Annotated in this window: 13 protein-coding genes; 11 read left to right on the top strand and 2 right to left on the bottom strand. The window is 71.1% G+C overall.

Annotation, left to right across the window (positions count from 1 at the left end; all coding sequences use genetic code 11):
- Positions 1-10 precede the first annotated feature (10 nt).
- The 10 genes from AB8Z75_RS00110 (at position 11) to AB8Z75_RS00065 (ending at position 8,799) form a co-directional block, all read left to right on the top strand.
- A complete protein-coding gene (locus AB8Z75_RS00110) occupies positions 11-322 on the top strand; it encodes a hypothetical protein (RefSeq protein WP_369199229.1) in 312 nt (103 codons plus the stop codon).
- A 104-nt stretch (positions 323-426) separates the two neighbouring features.
- Positions 427-1,572, top strand: coding sequence for a hypothetical protein (locus AB8Z75_RS00105; RefSeq protein ID WP_369199228.1), 1,146 nt, complete (start codon positions 427-429; stop codon positions 1,570-1,572).
- Entirely contained in the window at positions 1,569-2,306 is a 738-nt protein-coding gene (locus AB8Z75_RS00100) for an SDR family NAD(P)-dependent oxidoreductase (RefSeq protein WP_369199227.1), read from the top strand. The genes AB8Z75_RS00105 and AB8Z75_RS00100 overlap by 4 nt, the downstream gene beginning before the upstream one ends.
- 26 nt (positions 2,307-2,332) lie before the next feature.
- The gene (locus AB8Z75_RS00095; RefSeq protein WP_369199226.1) at positions 2,333-3,217 is read left to right on the top strand and encodes a glycosyltransferase family 2 protein; all 885 of its coding nucleotides are present in this window, start codon (positions 2,333-2,335) and stop codon (positions 3,215-3,217) included.
- Positions 3,214-3,939 carry an HAD family hydrolase gene (locus AB8Z75_RS00090; protein WP_369199225.1) on the top strand — a complete coding sequence of 242 codons (726 nt, stop codon included), beginning with the start codon at positions 3,214-3,216 and terminating at the stop codon, positions 3,937-3,939. The genes AB8Z75_RS00095 and AB8Z75_RS00090 overlap by 4 nt, the downstream gene beginning before the upstream one ends.
- Complete coding sequence (locus AB8Z75_RS00085) at positions 3,932-5,176, top strand: glycosyltransferase family 4 protein (protein WP_369199224.1); 1,245 nt, start codon at positions 3,932-3,934, stop codon at positions 5,174-5,176. Before AB8Z75_RS00090 ends, AB8Z75_RS00085 begins: the two co-directional genes overlap by 8 nt.
- Positions 5,173-5,985 (top strand): hypothetical protein, encoded by an 813-nt coding sequence (locus AB8Z75_RS00080; RefSeq protein WP_369199285.1) that lies wholly within the window; start codon positions 5,173-5,175, stop codon positions 5,983-5,985. The genes AB8Z75_RS00085 and AB8Z75_RS00080 overlap by 4 nt, the downstream gene beginning before the upstream one ends.
- 699 nt (positions 5,986-6,684) lie before the next feature.
- Positions 6,685-7,056, top strand: coding sequence for an SDR family oxidoreductase (locus AB8Z75_RS00075; RefSeq protein WP_369199223.1), 372 nt, complete (start codon positions 6,685-6,687; stop codon positions 7,054-7,056).
- A 346-nt stretch (positions 7,057-7,402) separates the two neighbouring features.
- Positions 7,403-8,089: a hypothetical protein gene (locus AB8Z75_RS00070; protein WP_369199222.1), complete on the top strand. Its 687-nt coding sequence runs from the start codon at positions 7,403-7,405 to the stop codon at positions 8,087-8,089.
- Positions 8,086-8,799: a YkgJ family cysteine cluster protein gene (locus AB8Z75_RS00065; RefSeq protein WP_369199221.1), complete on the top strand. Its 714-nt coding sequence runs from the start codon at positions 8,086-8,088 to the stop codon at positions 8,797-8,799. Before AB8Z75_RS00070 ends, AB8Z75_RS00065 begins: the two co-directional genes overlap by 4 nt.
- 226 nt (positions 8,800-9,025) lie before the next feature.
- On the opposite strand, the gene AB8Z75_RS00060 is transcribed toward AB8Z75_RS00065, so the two are convergent.
- A complete protein-coding gene (locus AB8Z75_RS00060; protein ID WP_369199220.1) occupies positions 9,026-12,340 on the bottom strand; it encodes a right-handed parallel beta-helix repeat-containing protein in 3,315 nt (1,104 codons plus the stop codon).
- Positions 12,341-12,636: 296 nt separating this feature from the next.
- On the opposite strand from AB8Z75_RS00060, the gene AB8Z75_RS00055 reads away from it, so the two are divergent.
- Positions 12,637-13,851: a S8 family serine peptidase gene (locus AB8Z75_RS00055; RefSeq protein ID WP_369199219.1), complete on the top strand. Its 1,215-nt coding sequence runs from the start codon at positions 12,637-12,639 to the stop codon at positions 13,849-13,851.
- A gap of 221 nt (positions 13,852-14,072) precedes the next feature.
- Here AB8Z75_RS00055 and eccCa read toward each other — a convergent pair whose 3' ends face one another.
- On the bottom strand, positions 14,073-18,053 hold the full coding sequence (gene eccCa, locus AB8Z75_RS00050; protein ID WP_369199282.1) for a type VII secretion protein EccCa: 3,981 nt from the start codon (positions 18,051-18,053) through the stop codon (positions 14,073-14,075).
- Between the last annotated feature and the right edge of the window lie 99 nt (positions 18,054-18,152).

The following is an 18,152-nucleotide window of genomic DNA, read 5'->3' as shown; positions in this document are numbered from 1 at the left end:
GGAGAAGGCAATGCCGCGTCAGGAAGCGGCCGCCACCGGGCCGGAGATACCCGAGGACGCCATGCGCGAGGCCGTCAGGTCCGTGCTCGAACTGCGGGCCCAAAACGGGGAGGGCTCCGGGAACGGCGCTCCTGAGGCCGTCGGCCTGGAACGGCTGGACACCTGCCGGATGGCCGACTTCGGTGTCGACAGCCTGCTGATCGCGGAGATCGTGGTCGGCCTGGAGGAGCGGTTGGACACGCTGTTGGAAATCACCTCCGGCACCGACCTGGAGACCTTCGGAGAACTCCGCTCCGCACTGCGCCCGACAGGCGAGTCGTGACGGAGCAGGATCGACTCTCCGCCCCGTCGGGGATACGGGACCCAGGGCGCGCGGTCAGCTGGCAGCAGGCCTTCGAGTGTTCCGCCGGCCTGCGGAAACTTCTCGTGGACGCGGGCTCCACGGTGGTGCTGGCACGGGTATCGGCCGGAGTGCCGCTGGTAACCGTGCTTCTCGCGGCCCGCGGGCTCGACGTGGATGTGATCATCGCCGGACCGTCCACCGACGACGCGTCGGCGGCAGCACTGGGCGCGGACACCGTTGCCGTATCGGACGCCGCCGGAGGCTTCGACGTCCGTCCGCTGCCCGGGGCGGAGCGCGGGGCAGCGGACGGAGAGGAAGCCGGGCTCCGGCTACTTTCCTCCGGCACCACGGGCGCGCCCCGGGCCACGCGATGGCCATGGCGCCTGCTGACGCACGGCCGCGCATGGGACGGCGGCGGAAGCGAGCGCTGGGCCATCGGCTACGCGGCCCACAGCTTCGCCGGGGTGTCCGCCACCTGCCAGGCACTGGGTCGCGCGGCCTCCCTGGAGTTCGTCAGGCCCACCGACCTGTCGGCTCCGGAGCCTGGGGCCCCAGAGCTGACCGTGGCGGCGGGCACACCGTCCTTCTGGCGTATGGCGGCTATCGCGACACGGGAGGAAAGCGGGTTCCGCCGGATCGGCAGTCTGACGATGGGCGGGGAGTCCGTGGATCAGTCCCTGCTCGACCTCGTGCGCGAGTCAGTGGCCCCGCGCCGGATCACCCAGATCTTCGGCACGACGGAACTCGGCACCGCGATCCTAGTCGACGACGAGTTGCCGGGGCTGCCCGAGGAGCGGCGCGGGCACCGGCTGTCCAACGGTGCCGCCTTCGAGGTGGACGGCGAGAAGCTGCTCGTCTCGACGGCTCCGGGTGAACCGTATGCCCCCACCGGTGACCTCGTGCGACTGGCTGACGGTCGCGTGCACGTGACCGGGCGGGTCGGCGTGTATGTGAATGTCGGCGGCATGAAGGCCAATCCCTACCGCGTGACGCAGGTCCTGCAGCAGCACGAGGAGGTCCTCGCGGCGCGCGCCTACGGGATGCGCAGCCCTGTACTGGGGCAGGTAGTCGCGGCGGACGTCGTACCGCGCGGTGCGCCCGAGCCCCGCCAACTGGTAGCCGCTCTGAAACGGTACACCGGCACCGTGCTGGAAGCTCACGAGCGGCCGCAGCGCATCAACGTGGTCGACGACCTGGCTGTTGCCGAGTCCGGAAAGGTGCAATTGTGAGCCACATCAAAGTCGGCCGGACGGTGTTCGTCACCGGCGCCTCGCGCGGTATCGGGTTCGAGATCAGTTCCGCGCTGCTGACATCAGGATTCCAGGTCGTCGGAGTGGCCCGGAAGCTGACGGACGACTACGCGCGGCTCCAGGAGTCGCACGGGGGCCGCGCCGGATTCCTGGAGGCCGACCTCGGCTCGCGTGCGGGAACCCATGCGGTGGCCAAGCGGATACGTGCCTGCGCCGACCTCTACGGACTGGTCAACAACGCCGGAGTGGCTGTTGGCGGGCTGCACGCCGGATTGCCGCAGGACGACATGGACTCCATGATCACCGTGAACCTCATGGCTCCGATGGTGCTAAGCCAGGCTGCCATCAAGGCGATGTCCCGCAGGAAGTCGGGGCGGGTCGTCAACATATCCTCCATCTGCGCTCAGCGGCCGTACCGCGGCCTCGGTGTGTACACGGCGACCAAGGCGGCCCTCGAAGGGTTCACTCGGGTACTCGCCACCGAGGCGGGGGCGTGGGGAATCACCGTGAACTGCGTGGCCCCGGGATTCGTAGACACGCACATGAGCTCCGGGATCGACGAAACGACCCGACAGCGCATTCTCCGGCGGGGCATGCTCCCGCACGAGACGACATCGGCAGACGTGGCCTCCGTCGTCGACTTCTTGCTCTCTCCCGCCGCCTCGGCCGTCACCGCGGAAGTACTTCGCGTCGACGGCGGGGCAGCGGCCTGATCGCGGAAAGCGCAGGTGTTCGGTAGATGCGTACTCATTTCCTGGTGCTGGCGTACGAACGGCCCGAGGGCCTGAAGAGTCTGCTGGCCAGCATCCGCGCCCAGCGCGCGGACGCCCCCGCCGCGGACATCACCGTGCTCGACAACGCCTCTCGAGCGGAGACGGGCACGGTGCTGAAGCGGACGTGCCAGGAATACGGAGCCCGTTACCTCCGGAGTGAGAAGAACGTCTTCATGCGCGGCAAGCGCGTACTCGAAGACCACGTCTTCGACGAGGGGCCGGTGCCGGACGTCGCGGTGCACCTCGACGACGACGTGGTGCTGAGCGAGGACTGGCAGGAGGAGGTCACCGCCGTGCTGCGCGCGGGCCGGTACGCCGCCTGCGGCTCCGTGGAGCCGTGGGAGGGAGAATTGGTCTACAGCGGTCAGCGAGAGCTCCGGTTTACCGAGCAGCATATGGCGGGGCGGCCGCGGCAGATCTGGGACTGGGAGTGGCAGCGGGTCGGTTCCATTTCGGGCACGGTGCCGGTGGAGTTCGCCGGGCACCGGGCGATGGCGGTGCTGGGCGAGGTCGCCACGAAGCTGCGCCACGACGACACCTACCGCATCGGTGGCGAGGACCTGGACTACAGCCTTGAGCTGCGGAAGCTCGGCGGGCACGAGATCGCCATCGCCACCGGCGCCGTCATCCAGCACCGCGCTCACGGCGAAGTGGACGCTCCCGGCTTCCGGACACCGGAGAACGTGATCAGCTCCTGGCGGCACTTCTACGCGAAGTGGTCCTTCCTACGCGCCAATGCCTGCGGTGAAGCCGGGATGTCACTCGAAGACTTCGTGGCTGCCGTCACCGCCCCGCAACCGGAAACGGAACCCCGAGCAGCATCGCGCAGCGGTGCCACCGGGCCAGCATGACGCCCGGGAGGCCACAGGCGGTCCTGTTCGACCTGGACGACACCCTGATCGAGTACGCCCCCGCTGCCGCGCGCGAAAGGGAAGCGGTGACCGAGGCGGTCCGGGACCATCTCCCCACAGGGGCCGTGGCAGGTTTTCTCGACAGGTTCGACGCGTACCTGTTCCGCCATCATGCCGAGGTCGACACCGGGCGCGTGCCGGTCGCGGAATTCCGCGACCGGCGCCTGCGGCACGCGATGCGACCCTGGCACAGCCCGGATTCGGCTCTGTGCCGGAGAGTGGCGGCGTGCGCGGATGCCACCGCGGCATCGGTGGGCCTCGCCGCGGGAGCTGCGGCCGTACTCGCAGCGCTGCGGGACGATGGTGTGCGCGTCGGGATCGTCACCAACGGCCCCTTGGGCATTCAGACGGCCAAGTGCACGCGCCTGGGGCTGACCGACGCTGTCGACACACTCGTGACGTCCCAGGACGTCGGGCGTACGAAACCCGACGGCGAGGTCTTCCACGAGGCGCTGCGGCGGCTCGGCGTCCGGCCGGGTGCCGCGGTCGTCGTCGGGGATTCGTGGGAGAACGATGTTCTGGGAGGTTTGCGTGCGGGACTGGCGGGAGCCGTGCACATCGGACCCGACCGCGGCGCCGTTCCCGCTCCGCCCGGCCTCCTCGGAAGGGCCGAGCGGGCGGGGGACGAAGTACTGCATCTTCTGGAGGACTTGCATGCCTGAAACCGCTCAGGAGTCGCCCGGCCGGCAGCGGCGCAGTACTGGTGTTGCTGCCCGGCCCCTGCGAATCTGCCTGGTGACCCCGGCCTATCCGCCGATGGTCGGCGGAATCGCGCGGTATACCTGGGACCTCGCGCAGGGGCTGACGGGCCGCGGGCACGACGTGGTCGTTCTGGTCGCGGCGGGGAAGCGGCCCGAGTCCGCCGCGGACGGCGCGGGCGGGCCGCGGGTCCGATGGCTCGTAGACACGACGCCGACGGCTCGTCTGCTGCGTACCGTACCGGGCGGGACCGATCTGCGGCGCAGCCTCCAGGTGGCGCGCGAAATCCGTTCGTTGCACGCCGAGCGGCCTTTCGACGTGGTGGAGTGCGCCAGCTGGCGGGCTTTGGGAGCGGCGCACTCCCTGCGGAAGTCCGCGCCGCAGCTGCTGCGGGCCACCACGGCCATCGCTCAGGTGCCCAAGGAGAGCGGCGGATGGACGGATCGGCTCCGCGACCTGGCCGGGCGCCGGGTACTGGATGCCTCGGAGCGTGTATGCCTGGCACGCAGCGAACGGGTGATCGCCCCGACCGAGAGCCATCTGCAGTCGCTTCCGCCCCGCATCCGCTCCACCGGTGGCGTCATGCCCTTCGGTATCCCGGCACCGGTTGGGGAGCCCCGCCGGTCCGGTGACACCGTGCTCTACGTCGGACGGCTGAGCGGCCGCAAAGGGTTCGACCTCTTCGCGTCCGCCGCCTCCCTCCTGCTTGCCGAGGACGCTTCGGCACGAATCGTCATCGCGGGCAAGGACCACATCGACGACACGGGCAGCATGTGGGAGAAGCACGGAGAACCGCTCAGCCGCCGTTACGGCGAGCGAGTCGCGTGGCGTGGCGAGGTGAGCGACGCGGAGCTGGAGGAGCTCTACTGGACATCGGACGTGTGTGCGGTGCCCTCACGCTACGAGTCTTTCGGCCTGGTGTTCCTGGAGGCCAACTCTCACGGTCTGCCCGTGGTCGCGTGGAACACCGCTTTTGGAAGAGAGGTCGCCGGTCCGGGAGCGAGGCTGGTGACGCCGTGGGACGCGCGCGCCTACGCCGATGCGCTGCACGACACCTTGCGGTCAGCGGCCGGAGCACCGCTGACCGGTCAGGGCCTGCGGGAACTGACAGCGGAGCGCTACGGAATGGAGCGCTTTGTGGAGCGGACCGAGTCGCTCTACAGGGAAATGGCGGCAGCTCCAGCGCAGCGGACTGAGTGAACAGCACGTCTTCGGCGGCAGAAAAGAAGGATGAGGCGTCAGTGCTCGATCAATTCGTTTTCGTCAGCGGCGCTCCACGGAGCGGCACCACCTATATCAGCGACTGGCTGACACAACTCCCGGACACGTACTGCGTCCATGAAGTTCTCGCGGACCTCAAGGACTGCCCCGAGCAGGACGTTATGCCGGCACTTCTGGACTATGCCCGGACCGGGCAGGACCGGCATGGCAAGGCCCTGCAGCACGAATTTCTCTCCTGGCCCGACGGTGGCCTGGAGAAGGCCGATCCGCGGGTACTGGGCTGGAAGGAGCCGATCACGTGGGGGCGTGGCGGAATCCCGGCGGCCCCTCGACCGCTGGGGGAAGCCCTCCGTGATCACTGTCAGTCGTGTGTGTTCACGGTGCGGCACCCCTTCGACGTGGTGGCGTCCGGCCGGCGCCGTGAGGCAAGGACAAGCAACTGGCGTCCGCTGACCGCCGAGGAACACTGCGGCTACTGGCTGAGCGCGTTCGACATGATCAGAGAGCTCACCGATCTGGGCAAGAACGTGCTCGTCCTGCGCTGGGAGGACCTGATCAGCGACCCGGATACGGGTGGAGCGCAGCTCGGGGAGCTGGTGGGTACCCAACTCCCGTCCTTCTCGGGCTATGAAAGGAATGCCGAGGAACTGCGATCCTTCCGGGAATGCGTCGACCCGGCCCGCGGTCTGGCGGGGCACCCCTCGCGTGTCTTCCTCACGTCCGACGACGAGCGGGAGATTCGAAAGGTGCTGGCCACCGAAGCAGCCGAATTCGGCTACGAGCTGTAGACGCCCGGAGCGCCGACGGGCGGCGAACCGGGGCGCCCGCCGTGCGCTCTCAGTCCCCGGGGTGCTATGGCAGTTCCGACGCGCAGCCGAAGACATGGTCGTACGCCTTCTCCAGGTATGCGTACAGATCGTCCTCGTCAAGTGGGAGAGCGCTCCCCTCGTGGTCTCCTCCCACTCGGCGAGCGATATCGTCCGGATGCGGATCACCTCGGGGAAACCCTCGCGTTGGATCTGTGATGCCTTCGAGAAAGGACCAAGGTCGGCGCGACTCCGCTGAAGATCCTCCTTGAGGGCCTGCGGTTCGTTCACGTAGTCGGCCCGAAGGCGTTGCCGGATAAATCCTTGGTCTGCGCATCCGTGTACGCCTACGTTGCTCCCAGTGCCAGGGTCCCGCCGGTGTGGGGGAGCGGTTCATACGGAGTCCGTCGCGCGACGGACGCGGGCGAATGCTGTGCTCTCAGGGCAGCTGGCCTTGTCTCAACCATGGCGGGCACAGATCTTTCGGTGCGCTACAGCTGCACGGCCTTCGCCCCGGCTAACGGCGTCTTGAGGCCCCCTGCAAGACCCGGATGCGCCGGAACCAAACGTGGACGACGGTCGCGGGGACTGAGTCCAGCACCGGTACAGAGCGCGTCGAGGTTGGACATACGCTCACCTCAGCCCGGATCACATCGGCCGCGCCGCCGCGGAACTCCTGCAATGAGCGCCCGCGCCGTCACCGACTACGATCCCCAGGTCGTCCACGAGACTGCGGACATCGTCACTGCGGCAGGCGGCCAGACTCTTCCCCTCGCGGTGAACGTCCTGGAAGAGGACTCCATCGCCGACGTGATCACCGCCAACGTCAGCGAGTACGGGGCTGTGCACGTCCTGTGCAAGCACGTCGGCGGCTGCAGCTCTCGCGCCGACCTCGACTTGCTCCGCATGGACATGGACGAGTCCGACCGCGCCGTCGCACTCAACATGCGCAGCACGCTCCTTGGCTCCCCGCCACCCGGCCCAACACGATTCGCGCCGGCTGCTGCCCTGACATCAGCACCGCCTGCACGGCGGCACGTGTCGGTGACGTGACACAGACCGACTGCGGGACGGTCAAGCCTGCGGTGGTCAACCTCGCCCAGTCCCTCGGCACCCAGTCCTCCACGCCTCCTCCTCGCCGACGGAGAGGTGACCATGGTGTCCTCCGCCGCGCCGGGCCGCCGCGCCATGCTCCCCGCTCCCGCCCCTCATACGCCCGGCCCTCTCCTGAGAACCGGCCGCGGGTGCGCGGGGACTCGGCCGGGCCGCTCTCCGGGCAGCCGATCGACTACGCTCGCTGGCGGCCACCTGAGCTGAGCCGGGCCGGTAGTGGCCTGGCGACACCGGTGGAACCGGTCGCCCCGGGTGCGGAGGTAAACGGAGGTTAGGGGAGCATGGTTTGATAGCGGACAACACTCCGAGTGCCGACGGCGAGTGGCAGTCCACCCGCGCGAAGAACCTCTGTTATCGGGGCCCGCGCCTGGTCACCGGCGCGGACATCGTCCGCATCTCACGGACCATCGCCTTGGAGCCGTGGCATTTCACCCAGGCCGCACCGGCCGCCGCCAACGACCCGACCGGGGTCGTGCTGGACAACGCGCGACGCCGGGTGAACGTGCGGCTCGCCAACGCCGCCCACGGCTGCGTCTTCCACGTCGTCACCCTTGAGGGCACCGGACGCTGCGGACTGGGCGAACTGGCGCCGCTCTCCTGCCGGATGTTCCCCACCGTCCCCGGCCGCACCGACCGCGACGGCGTGCCGGAGGGGGAAGAGGAGACGTCCGGGGGCACGGACGCCGTACAGGACGCCGCCAGGGAAAAGGGGGAGATCGGGGACGGTGAGGAGGGCGGGGACGACAGTGTGCTCGGGATGGCCGGGCGCCCGCTCGGCGCGGAGGGTCTGGCGCGGGCGGAGCGGCGGTGGGCCGCCGACCGCGACCAGTGGTTCGAGATCGTCTCGCACTGGAACGCCCTGGCGGGAAAAACCGACGACCCGCTCGGTATCGAGGACTTCCAACGCTATCTGCTGGAGGCGCACGCGGCCCGCGAGGCCGGTGGCCCCTGGCCCGAAGAGGTGGTCGCGTGAGCGGCTCGGGAGCCAACCTGGCCGGCTGTGCCTCCTGCAAGGGGCGCTGCTGCCGGGAGTACACCGTGAATGTGACCCTCGCCGACGTGCGCAGGCTGGCCGCCGGAATGGCCCTCCACCCGCGGGAGTTCGTCACCCTCAAGGAGAAGGAGGACGGCGACTTCCGGTTCCGGCCGGGCGGCCCGCTGTATGACCTCCGGCTCCGCCACCGGCCGGTCACCCAGGGGTGCGTCTTCCTGATGGAGATCGCCCCCGGCCACGCGCGCTGTGGCGCGTACGTCCACCGCCCGAGGGTGTGCGCCAACTTCCCGGCCGCCCTGACGGGGAACACGTTGTCCATCCGCGACAACACCCTGTGCGGCGACTCGGACTCGTGGAACCTCACGGCGATGGACCTGCCGGCGCTGCGGGCGAACATCATGCGCAACCGGGAGGCCTGGGGCGAGCACCTGCGGCGGGCCGAGCAGTGGAACGCCTGGGTCGACCGAGGACACCGGACGCTGTCGGAGGACGCGTTCTACGACTTCGTCCTGGCACCGGAACAGTTGGATGAGCCGGAGCGGCCGGAGCGGCCGGAACAGCCGGAGGAGAAGGCCGGTTCCGGCGCGGGCAAGGGTGTGGACGAGGGCGTGGCCACGACCGTCGGCCAGGACGCCGACGTCCACGATGCGGACGTCCGTGACGCCGACGTCCGTGACACCGACGTCTAGGACGTCGATGATCCGGCGCACGCCTCCGCCTGACCGCGGCTGCCCCCCCGACGCGGCCCGGGCTCGCCGACACGGCCCGGGCTCGCCGACACGGCCCGGGCTCGCCGACACGGCCCGGGCTCGCCGACACGGCCCGGGCCCCCGACCCGGCCCGAACCCGTCGGCGGGCGCACATATGCGCGGATACGCGGACGCGCAGGCGCGCAGGGCGCGCAGATGCGCCGGGTCAGCCGGTGGGCTGGGGGGAGGACGCCGGGATGTCGTCAGGGAGCAGCAGGCGCAGGTCCTCCAGGCCCGGTGTGGCGATCGTGCCGATGCGCCGGGCCTGTCGCGTCATCATCGACTCCAAGAGCTGGCGGGCGGCGCGCGCGTTGCCGAAGGAGCGGTCGCGCGGGATCAGCTCCACGTAGCCGCGCAGCGCCTCCAGGGTCTCCTCCGGACAGTCGTAGCCGGACTTGGACGCGTACAGGTTCATGATGGTGACCAGCTCTTCCGAGGAGTAGTGCTCGAACTCCACGGTGCGGCTGAAGCGGGAAGCCAGGCCCGGGTTGGAGCCCAGGAAGCGCCGCATCTCGTCGGTGTAGCCCGCGGCGATGACGACGACCTCGTCGCGGTGGTCCTCCATCAGCTTCAGCAGCGTGTCCACGGCCTCCTGTCCGAAGTCGGAGCCGGAGCCCTCGGGGGTGAGGGTGTATGCCTCGTCGATGAAGAGCACACCGCCGAAGGCCCGTTCGAAGACCTCCTTGGTGAGCTGCGCGGTGTGTCCCACGTACCGCCCCACCAGGTCGGCGCGCGCCACCTCCACGAGCTGACCGGTGTTCAGCACGCCCAGGGAGTGCAGCAGATCAGCGTAGAGGCGGGCGACGGTGGTCTTACCTGTGCCGGGCGGGCCGGAGAAGATCAGGTGGTGGCTGATCCGCGGAATGGGCAGCCCCGCGGCCTTGCGTTTGCGCGTGGCCTCCAGCAGGTTCACCAGGTCCGTCACCTCGTGCTTGACGGCGGCGAGGCCGACCATGGAGTCGAGTTCGGCCAGCAGGTCCTGGGAGCTGCGTGTGGTGTCGCCGCCGCTGATCGTCTCGTCGTCGGCGACGTCGGCCGGGAGCAGCAGCGACAGGTCCGCCTCGGCCGGGTTGGCCATCGAGCCGAGCCGGAACGCCTGCCGGTCCACCATCTCCTCGAAGACGCGGCGGGCCGCGCGGCCGTTGCCGAACGTGGCGTCGCGCGGCATCCGCTCGTAGAGCCGCGTGAGAGCGTCCAGGGTGCTCGGGTCCAGTTCGTACCGGTGGGCCTCGCACATGGACTCGGTGATGGTGACGAGCTCTTCCACGGAGTAGTTGGCGAACTCGATGCTGCGGGTGAAGCGGGAGGCCAGGCCGGGGTTGGAGCCGAGGAAGGTGTCCATCTGGTCGGTGTAGCCGGCGGCGATGACCACCACGTCGTCGCGGTGGTCCTCCATCAGCTTCAGGAGGGTGTCAATGGCCTCCTGCCCGAAGTCGGTTCCCGATCCCTTGCTGTCGGACAGCAGGGTGTAGGCCTCGTCGATGAACAGCACACCGCCGAGGGCCTCGTTGAACGCCTCGGTGGTCTTGATGGCCGTGCCACCGATGATCTGGGCGACCAGGTCGGCCCGGGAGACCTCGACCAGGTGGCCGGAGCGCAGCACGCCGAGGTCGGCGAGGATGCCGCCGTAGAGCCGGGCGACGCTGGTCTTACCGGTGCCGGGCGGGCCGGCGAACACCAGGTGGCGGCTCATCGGCGGAGCCGGCATGCCGAGGCTGGCGCGGCGCTGGGCGAGCTGGTTGAGGTTGATCAGGGTGTGCACCTGGTGCTTGACGTCGGCCAGGCCGATCAGCGACTCCAGCTCCTCCAGCGGGCCTTCGGGCTTCTTCGCTCCGCCGCCCGCGGGACCGGCCTCGGCGCCGCCGGGGCCGACGGCCTCGCCCCAGGTGTCGGAGGACGCGTTGCCGCTGCTCTCCAGCCCCTCCACGGTGAGGCGGTCGCTGCCGCGTGACTGCTTGAGGCCCGCCCCGCGGTTGTCGCGCACCGTGCACTGGTTGAGGACGACCTTCTCGGCGCTGTCCACCCGGATGCCGTCGCCGGTGCTGGCGGTGACCTGGCACACCTCCAGGGTGGCCTTGGCGCCCTCCGCGATCAGCACGCCGTGGGCGCCGGCGTCGGACAGGCGAAGGCGCTGCCCGGTGACCTCGCCGCCGCTTTCCACGTGCAGGCCGGCGGTGGCGCTGTGACGTATCTCGCAGTCGAAGAGGGTGCAGCGGCCGTCGGTGCCGACCGAGACGCCGGCCAGGGTCGTCCGGCGCACCGCGGTGTCGCGGACCTCCGGGGCGCCGCCGTCCGCGACGCGGATACCGGCGCCCTCGGTGCCCTCGACGGTGCACCCCTCCAGCCGTCCGCGGCCGTCCTCGGCAACCTCCACGCCGTGGCCGCGGGCGTCGGCGATCCGTGTCCGGCTCAGCAGCGGATCGGCGTTGGTGCGGATGGAGACGCCGGCGCCGGCGGCGTCGGTCACCTCCAGCCGTTCGAACTCCGCCGAGGAGCCCTCCGCCAGCAGCACGGAGGCGGTCTTGTCGGCGCACTCGCGCACGGTGGTGCCGGTCAGCAGCGGTGCGCTGGAGCCGATGACGCGGATCGCGGGATCGGCGGCGGAGTCGAAGTCGCAGTCCTGGAAGGTGCCGCGGGAGCGCTCGGTGACGGCGAGTCCGTTGCCCTTGGTGCGGGAGGTGACGCAGCGCAGCACCTCAGGGTCGGCACCGGAGGAGAGGACGATGCCGGGTCCCGAGGTGTCGGTGACCGTGACCTCTTCGAGGGCGGGCCGGGAACTGCTGGTGATGTACACGCCGACCGAGGTGTCGTGCACCCGGGTCCGCAGCACGTGGGTGGAGCACTTGCCCTCCAGCGCGATGGCGGGCTTCTCGGTGGCGGTCACCTCGCAGTCCTCCACGTGGCCCTGCGCCTCGCCGTTGGCGAGGATGCCGTTGCCCTGGGCGTCGCGCACCCGGCAGCCGCGCACGGTGGTGCGGGCCTGTTCGCCGAGGACGATGGCCGAGGTGCCCAGGTGCTCGAAGACGGAGTCGGCGACGACGCTCCCGGTGGGCGCGGTGTCCACCACGCCGGCTCCCTCGGGGTTGGAGATCCGGCAGTCCCGGATGGCTACCGAGCCGTTCTCGCGCGCCAGGACGGCCGTCCAGCCCGACCCCACGACCGTGCAGCCGTCCATGGCGACCTGGCCGCGGGGCGCGTCCACCACGGGGAGGTCCTCGTTGCCGCCGCGCAGGGTCAGGTCGGTGAGCATCACGGCGTCCGCGACGAGCACCACGGCGGTGCCGCGGGGCGGGCAGATCTCGACGCTGCCGCGGTCCCCGTCGCCGGCGATGGTGATGCGCGTGCGGACCGTGAGGTTCTCGCGGTAGCGGCCGGGCCGGACGCGTATCACCGCTCCTGCGCGGGCCTTCTCCAGGGCCTCGCCGATCGTCCGGAAGCCCTCCGGCTGGTCCGGACCGACCGTGAGCAACTGCCGTGACACGCTGGGACCTCCTCGTTGTGATGCCGCTGCCGGCCCTCTCGGTGGCCCCGAGCCCGGGCTGCCGGGAGGCCGGGGGAGAGGAACAGGCACGATGAAGGCTACGGGAACCGCGGCACCGGCAGCCAGGTGTCTTTGGCACCGGTGGCGGACTCACGTCCGATACGGGTGGACCCATGTCCGGGGTCGAGCGCGGCAGTTCGTTCCCGAGTCCACGTTACCCTGTGGCGGTATCCTGCGGGCGGGGGCCGTGAGGGCGCGTTACCGCGTGCCGGCGGCCGGAGCGTATCGTGCGCGCCATGCGACGTGCTCGTTCCCATCACCGTCCGGTGAGGCGCGTGGTGGCCGCCGCCCTGCTGGCCGCGGCGCCGCTGGCCGTCCAGACGCCGCCCGCTGCCGCGGACTCCGTCGAACTGCCCGCCCTCCCCACCGCCTTGGCGCCCGACGAACCGTGCACGGGGGCGTCGAGCGAGACGGCGCGCGAGAAGACGTGGACCCGGCAGGCCCTGAATCTCAACCGCTCCTGGTCGCTGGCGGACGGCCACGGCGTGACCGTCGGCGTGGTGGACACCGGGGTCGGCACGGACATCCCCGCGCTGAAGGGCCGGGTCGAGGCGATCGACGACGCGGGCACCGACTGTGTGGGGCACGGCAGTTTCGCCGCCGGACTGATCGCCGCCGCACCCGAGAAGGGCGTGGGGGTGGCCGGGGCCGCGCCGGCGGCGCGCATCCTGGCGGTGCGCGGCACCGACAAGCGCGGCAAGCCCACGGCGAAGGAGCTCGCGCAGGGCATCCGGGCCGCGGTCGACGGCGGGGCGACGGTCGTCTACGTGGGCCGCGCGGTCCCCGGCGGCAAGGAGGAGCTGACCGCCGCCGTGGAGCACGCCACGAAGCGCGACGCCCTGGTCGTCGCCCCGTTCGCCCCTGACGCGCTGCCGAAGGACCCCGGCACCGGCAAGACGGCTAAACCCGCGCCCGCGTACTGGCCCGCGGCGGCGCCCGGGGTGCTGTCGGTCATGGACTACGGCCCCGACGGCACCCGCCCGAAGAACGCACCGCAGACGAAGGGGGCGAACCTGGCGGCACCGGGGGACGCGGTGGTCAGCGTCGGTCCGAGCGGCTCGGGACACTACATCGGCTCCGGTTCCTCGCTCGCGGCGGCGAACGTGGCCGGGGCGGCGGCGCTGGTCCGCTCGCGGCACCCGCGGATGACGGCGGCCGAGGTGTCCCGGCAGCTCGTCACGGCGGCGTACCCGGCGGTTCCGCCGCGGGTGGACCCGTATGCGGCGCTGACCGCCGTTCTCCCGGACGAGCAGGGCACCGTGGCCTCGCCGCCTCCGGCGAAGATTCCTCCGGAGGCGTCCTCCCAGCCGCTCCACCGCGCGCTGTTGATCGCGGGCGCGGGCGGCACACTGGTGGTACTGATCGCGGGCGCGGCGGTGGTGATCCCGCGCGGCCGGGCCCGGCGCTGGCGACCCGCAGGCCAGGAGGAGGAGCGCGGCGCGGCCGTGTGACCGCTGTCCGGACGGGGCGGCCGGCTGCGGCCGGAGGAGCCATGGCGCGCCGGCTCGCTGGGAACGAGGGACGCGTCGGCTCGCTGGGAACGAGGGACGCGTCGGCTCGGTGCGAACGAGGGACGCGGGGGGAAAAGGGGGAGCCGCCCCCGGTGAGCACACCGGGGGCGGAGCGGTGGACGGGCTGTACTCGGCCCGGCCGGATCACGGGCCCGGCCGGATCACGCGTCCGGCTCGTCCATCATCGCCGTCTGCACCTGCGTCGTCTTGCGGCGGGCGATCCGCACGGCCCGCCCCGGGTTCATGGCCCGGCCCTTGACGTTGCCCAGCAGGTAGCCCTCCGAGGGCGGGCAGGACAGCAGCAGAGCCGGGGTGTTGACCTCCAGCAGCCGCCGCATGAGCATCTCGTTGAGACCGCGCCCGGCGCCCGCTGCGCCCCGGGTGACGATGATGTGCAAGCCGACCTCCCAGCCCAGGGCCAGGTGGTTGAGCAGCGGGTCGAACGGCGCGTTGCCGATGCCGGCGCCCAGCATGTCGTAGTCGTCGACCAGGATGAACAGCCGCGGCCCGGCCCACCAGTCGGCCTGCTTCATCCGGCCGGGGGCGATGTCCGGGCCCGGCACCCGGGTCTGCACGGCGCGGGCGGCACCGTCGACGAGGTCCCTGAGCGCGTCCATCGACACCGCGTGGCCCAGCCGGTATTCCTCCGGCACTGCTTCCACGAGGTCGCGGCGGTAGTCCACGAGCATGATCCGCGCCTCGGCGGGCGTGTACCGGTCCATGATGGACTTCGCCATCAGCCGCAGCAGGTTGGTCTTGCCGCTCTCCGTGTCGCCCACGACGACCATGTGCGGGCTCTCGCTGAAGTCGTGCCAGACGACCGACAGCCGCTCCTCCTCCAGGCCGATCGGCACCCGGAAGTCGCCCCCGGCCGGGGGCAGCTGCGCTGCGGGCAGCTTCGTCGGCAGCACCCGCACCTTCGGGGCGGCCGGGCCGGGCCAGCTCTCCTTGACCGCGGCCACCAGGCCCGCGAGCCCGTCGGAGAGGTCGTCGGCGGACTCCGTACCGTCGATGCGGGGGAGCGCGGCGAGGTAGTGCAGCTTGCCCTCCCGGGTCAGGCCCCGGCCCGGGTTGCGCGGCACGGTGGCGGCGCGGCGGGTGTCGATCTCGGAGTCCATCGGATCACCCATCCGCAGCTCCACGTGGGTGCCCGCCTGGTCGCGCACGGCCGCGGTGAGCTCCACCCAGCGGGCGGCGGTCACGATGAGGTGGATGCCGTAGTTGAGGCCGCGGGCCGCGATGGAGGCGAACGTCTGGACGTTGCGGTCGAAGTCCTGGCGGACCGTGGACCAGCCGTCGATGACGAGGAAGACGTCGCCCTGCGGCTGGTCCGCGAACTCGCCGGCCGCCCGGCGGCGGCGGTAGGTCGCCATGGAGTCGATGCCGTTGTCCAGGAAGAACCGCTCGCGGTCCGCCAGCAGGTTGGTGACCTCGGCGATCACCCGGCCCACCCGCTCGGTCTCCAGCCGCGCCGCGACCCCGGCGGTGTGCGGCAGGTCGGCCAGCGGTGCCAGGGTGCCGCCGCCGAAGTCCAGGCAGTAGAACTGCACCTCGCGCGGGGTGTGGGTGAGGGCCAGCGCGGTGAGGATCGTGCGCACCATGGTGCTCTTGCCGCTCTGCGGCCCGCCCGCGATGGCCACATGGCCGCCGACGCCCGACAGATCGACGGTCAGCAGGTCGCGGAGCTGCTCGAAGGGCTTGTCCACGATGCCGACCGGCACCGTCAGCCGTCCGCGCAGCGGCCAGCCGACGGTGGTCAGGCCCAGCTCGGGGTCGGGGGTCAGCGGCGGCAGCACCTGGTCGAGGGTCGCGGGCACGCTCAGCGGCGGCAGCCACACCTGGTGGGCGGACGGACCGGCGCCGAGCAGCCGGTCCACGGCGACGGACAGCAAGGTGTCGCCGGACTCCTCCTCCGGCTCCGGCTCGGGCTCCGGCTCCGGATCGGGGAGATCCGGGAGCTGGCGGGGCACCACGTAGCCCGCCGTCCACGGCACCGTCTGGCTCGCCACCCTGGCCTGGTTCACCCGGCTGTGCCGCTGCTGGTAGGGGCCGGAGACGTAGGCGGCGCGGAAGCGGGTCAGCGCCTCCACACCGGACTTCAAAAAGCCGCTGCCGGGCTGCGGCGGGAGCTGGTAGGCGTCCGGGACGCCCAGCACACCGCGGCTCTCCATGGCGGAGAAGGTGCGCAGTCCGATGCGGTACGACAGGTGGCTCTCCAGCTGGTGCATCCGCCCCTCGTCCAGCCGCTGCGAGGCGAGCAGCAGATGGACCCCGAGGCTGCGCCCGAGCCGCCCGATCATCACGAACAGCTCCATGAACTCGCGGTGTGCGGAGAGCAGTTCGCTGAACTCGTCGACGATGACGAACAGGCTGGGCAGCGGCTCCAGCGGGGTGCCCGAGGCGCGCGCCTTCTCGTACTCCAGCGCGGAGGTGTAGTTTCCGGCGGCGCGCAGCAGCTCCTGGCGCCTGACCAGCTCACCGTGCAGGGCGTCCTGCATGCGGCCGACCAGCGCGGCCTCACCGGCGAGGTTGGTGATCACCGCGGAGACGTGGGGCAGCTCGTCCAGGCCGAGGAAGGTGGCGCCGCCCTTGAAGTCCACCAGGACGAAGTTGAGTGTCTCCGAGGAGTTCGACAGCGCGAGCGCCAGCACCAGGGTGCGCAGCAGCTCGCTCTTGCCGGAGCCGGTCGCCCCGATGAGCATGCCGTGCGGGCCGGTGCCGCCCTGCGCGGACTCCTTGATGTCCAGCTCCACCGGGGTGCCGTCGGGGCCGACCGCGATCGGCACCTTGAGCCGGTTGGACCCGGTGCTCTGCTGCCACAGGCTCTGCGGGTCGTGCCGGTACAGGTCGGTGATGCCCAGCAGGGTGGTCAGCTCGACGTCCGAGGAGAGCGGTTCGGCGGAGTCGCCGCCGCCCGTGCCCATCCGGTAGGGGGCCAGCCGCTTGGCCAGCGCCGTAGCGCTGATCGTCCCCATGGGGTCGGGGCGGCCGAGGTGGGTGGTCTGCTCCTTGCGCTCGCGGTCGGTACGGACCAGTTCGAAGGAGTCCTCGCTGACGTCGAACCGGAGCGTGACCCGTCCAGGACGCCAGCTCAGCCCGCCGGTGAGGTCCAGTACGACGGCGTTGCGGAAGCCCGCCCCGTCCAGCCGGTGGCGGGCGGGCACGGAGCCCCCGTCGAGCACGATGACGGTGTACGGCTCGTCACGTCCGGGCGGGGCGTCCGGATCGAACGACGGCCGCTCCAGGAACTCGGCGCCGAGCAGGTCCTCCAGCTCGTTGAAGGCCGAGACGAACATCCGGGCAGGGCCGGCGCCGTCGTTCTCCTGCGGGTGCAGGTTGTGCGGCAGCCACTTCACCCACTCCCAGTCGGCCCGCCGCTCGTCGGACACGCACAGCGCCACCCACACGTCGTCGGGGGCGTGGAAGGTCACGAGTTGCGCCACGATCGCGCGGGCCAGGGAGCGGATCCGGTCCTCGTCGCCCCGGAAGAGCACCCGCGCCCAGGCCCGCAGGTAGATGGCTATGGGCTGTTCGGGCACGGTGGAGTAGGCGCGGATGAAGCTGCGCAGGGCGTGGGCCGACAGCGGTTCCAGGTCCTCGACCGGGGTGGTGGCCGTGGGTGTCAGCCGCAGGCCCAGTTTCTGTTCCCCGACGGCCACCCGTATCTCGCCGAAGTCCGTGTCCTGGGGCCGGCGTTCCCACAGCCGCGTGGTGCCCGCGAGCTGCCACAGGGCCGAGGGCGGCGGGTGCCGCCACGCCAGCGCCTTCTGCTGGTCGACCACCGCGCCGCGGACCTTGCGCCGGATCTGGGTCAGGTAGCGCAGGTAGTCGCGGCGCTCACCCTTCAGCCGCTGTTTGCGCTCGCTGGCCTTGCGCATCATCTGGCCCAGCATCATGGCCGCGGCGGACAGCACCATCAGGCCCATGGCCAGGTACATGTAGTGGCTGCCGCGGCCACCGCCCATGCCCGGTCTCATCAGCATCAGCATCATGGACACCGACATCAGCGCCATGGGCAGGTAGGTCCAGATCGCGGAGCTGTCCGGCACCACCTCGGGCAGTGTCGGCGGCTCCTGCAGCTGCAGTTCGCCGTCCGGCATCTCGGGGCCGCGCCGACGCGCCGGACGGCGAAACAGGACCACGCTCAACGCCAGGTCTCCTCACAGGCGGGACAACGTCGGTGGGAGAACGCCCTCGGTCCGTGGGCGCTCCGGCGCGTCGGCACTGACGACCAGCGTCCG

The sequence above is a fragment of the Streptomyces sp. PU-14G genome, from assembly GCF_041028275.1.
Lineage (GTDB): Bacteria > Actinomycetota > Actinomycetes > Streptomycetales > Streptomycetaceae > Streptomyces.
Note: the sequence above shows the minus strand (reverse complement) of the source record. Positions and strands in the feature narration are given on the sequence as shown.

Coding starts and splice junctions, on each gene's coding strand:
- AB8Z75_RS00085 (WP_369199224.1), top strand. CDS start 3,932: ATGCCTGAAACCGCTCAGGAGTCGCCCGGCCGGCAGCGGCGCAGTACT.
- AB8Z75_RS00090 (WP_369199225.1), top strand. CDS start 3,214: ATGACGCCCGGGAGGCCACAGGCGGTCCTGTTCGACCTGGACGACACC.
- AB8Z75_RS00055 (WP_369199219.1), top strand. CDS start 12,637: ATGCGACGTGCTCGTTCCCATCACCGTCCGGTGAGGCGCGTGGTGGCC.
- AB8Z75_RS00095 (WP_369199226.1), top strand. CDS start 2,333: ATGCGTACTCATTTCCTGGTGCTGGCGTACGAACGGCCCGAGGGCCTG.
- AB8Z75_RS00110 (WP_369199229.1), top strand. CDS start 11: ATGCCGCGTCAGGAAGCGGCCGCCACCGGGCCGGAGATACCCGAGGAC.
- AB8Z75_RS00075 (WP_369199223.1), top strand. CDS start 6,685: ATGAGCGCCCGCGCCGTCACCGACTACGATCCCCAGGTCGTCCACGAG.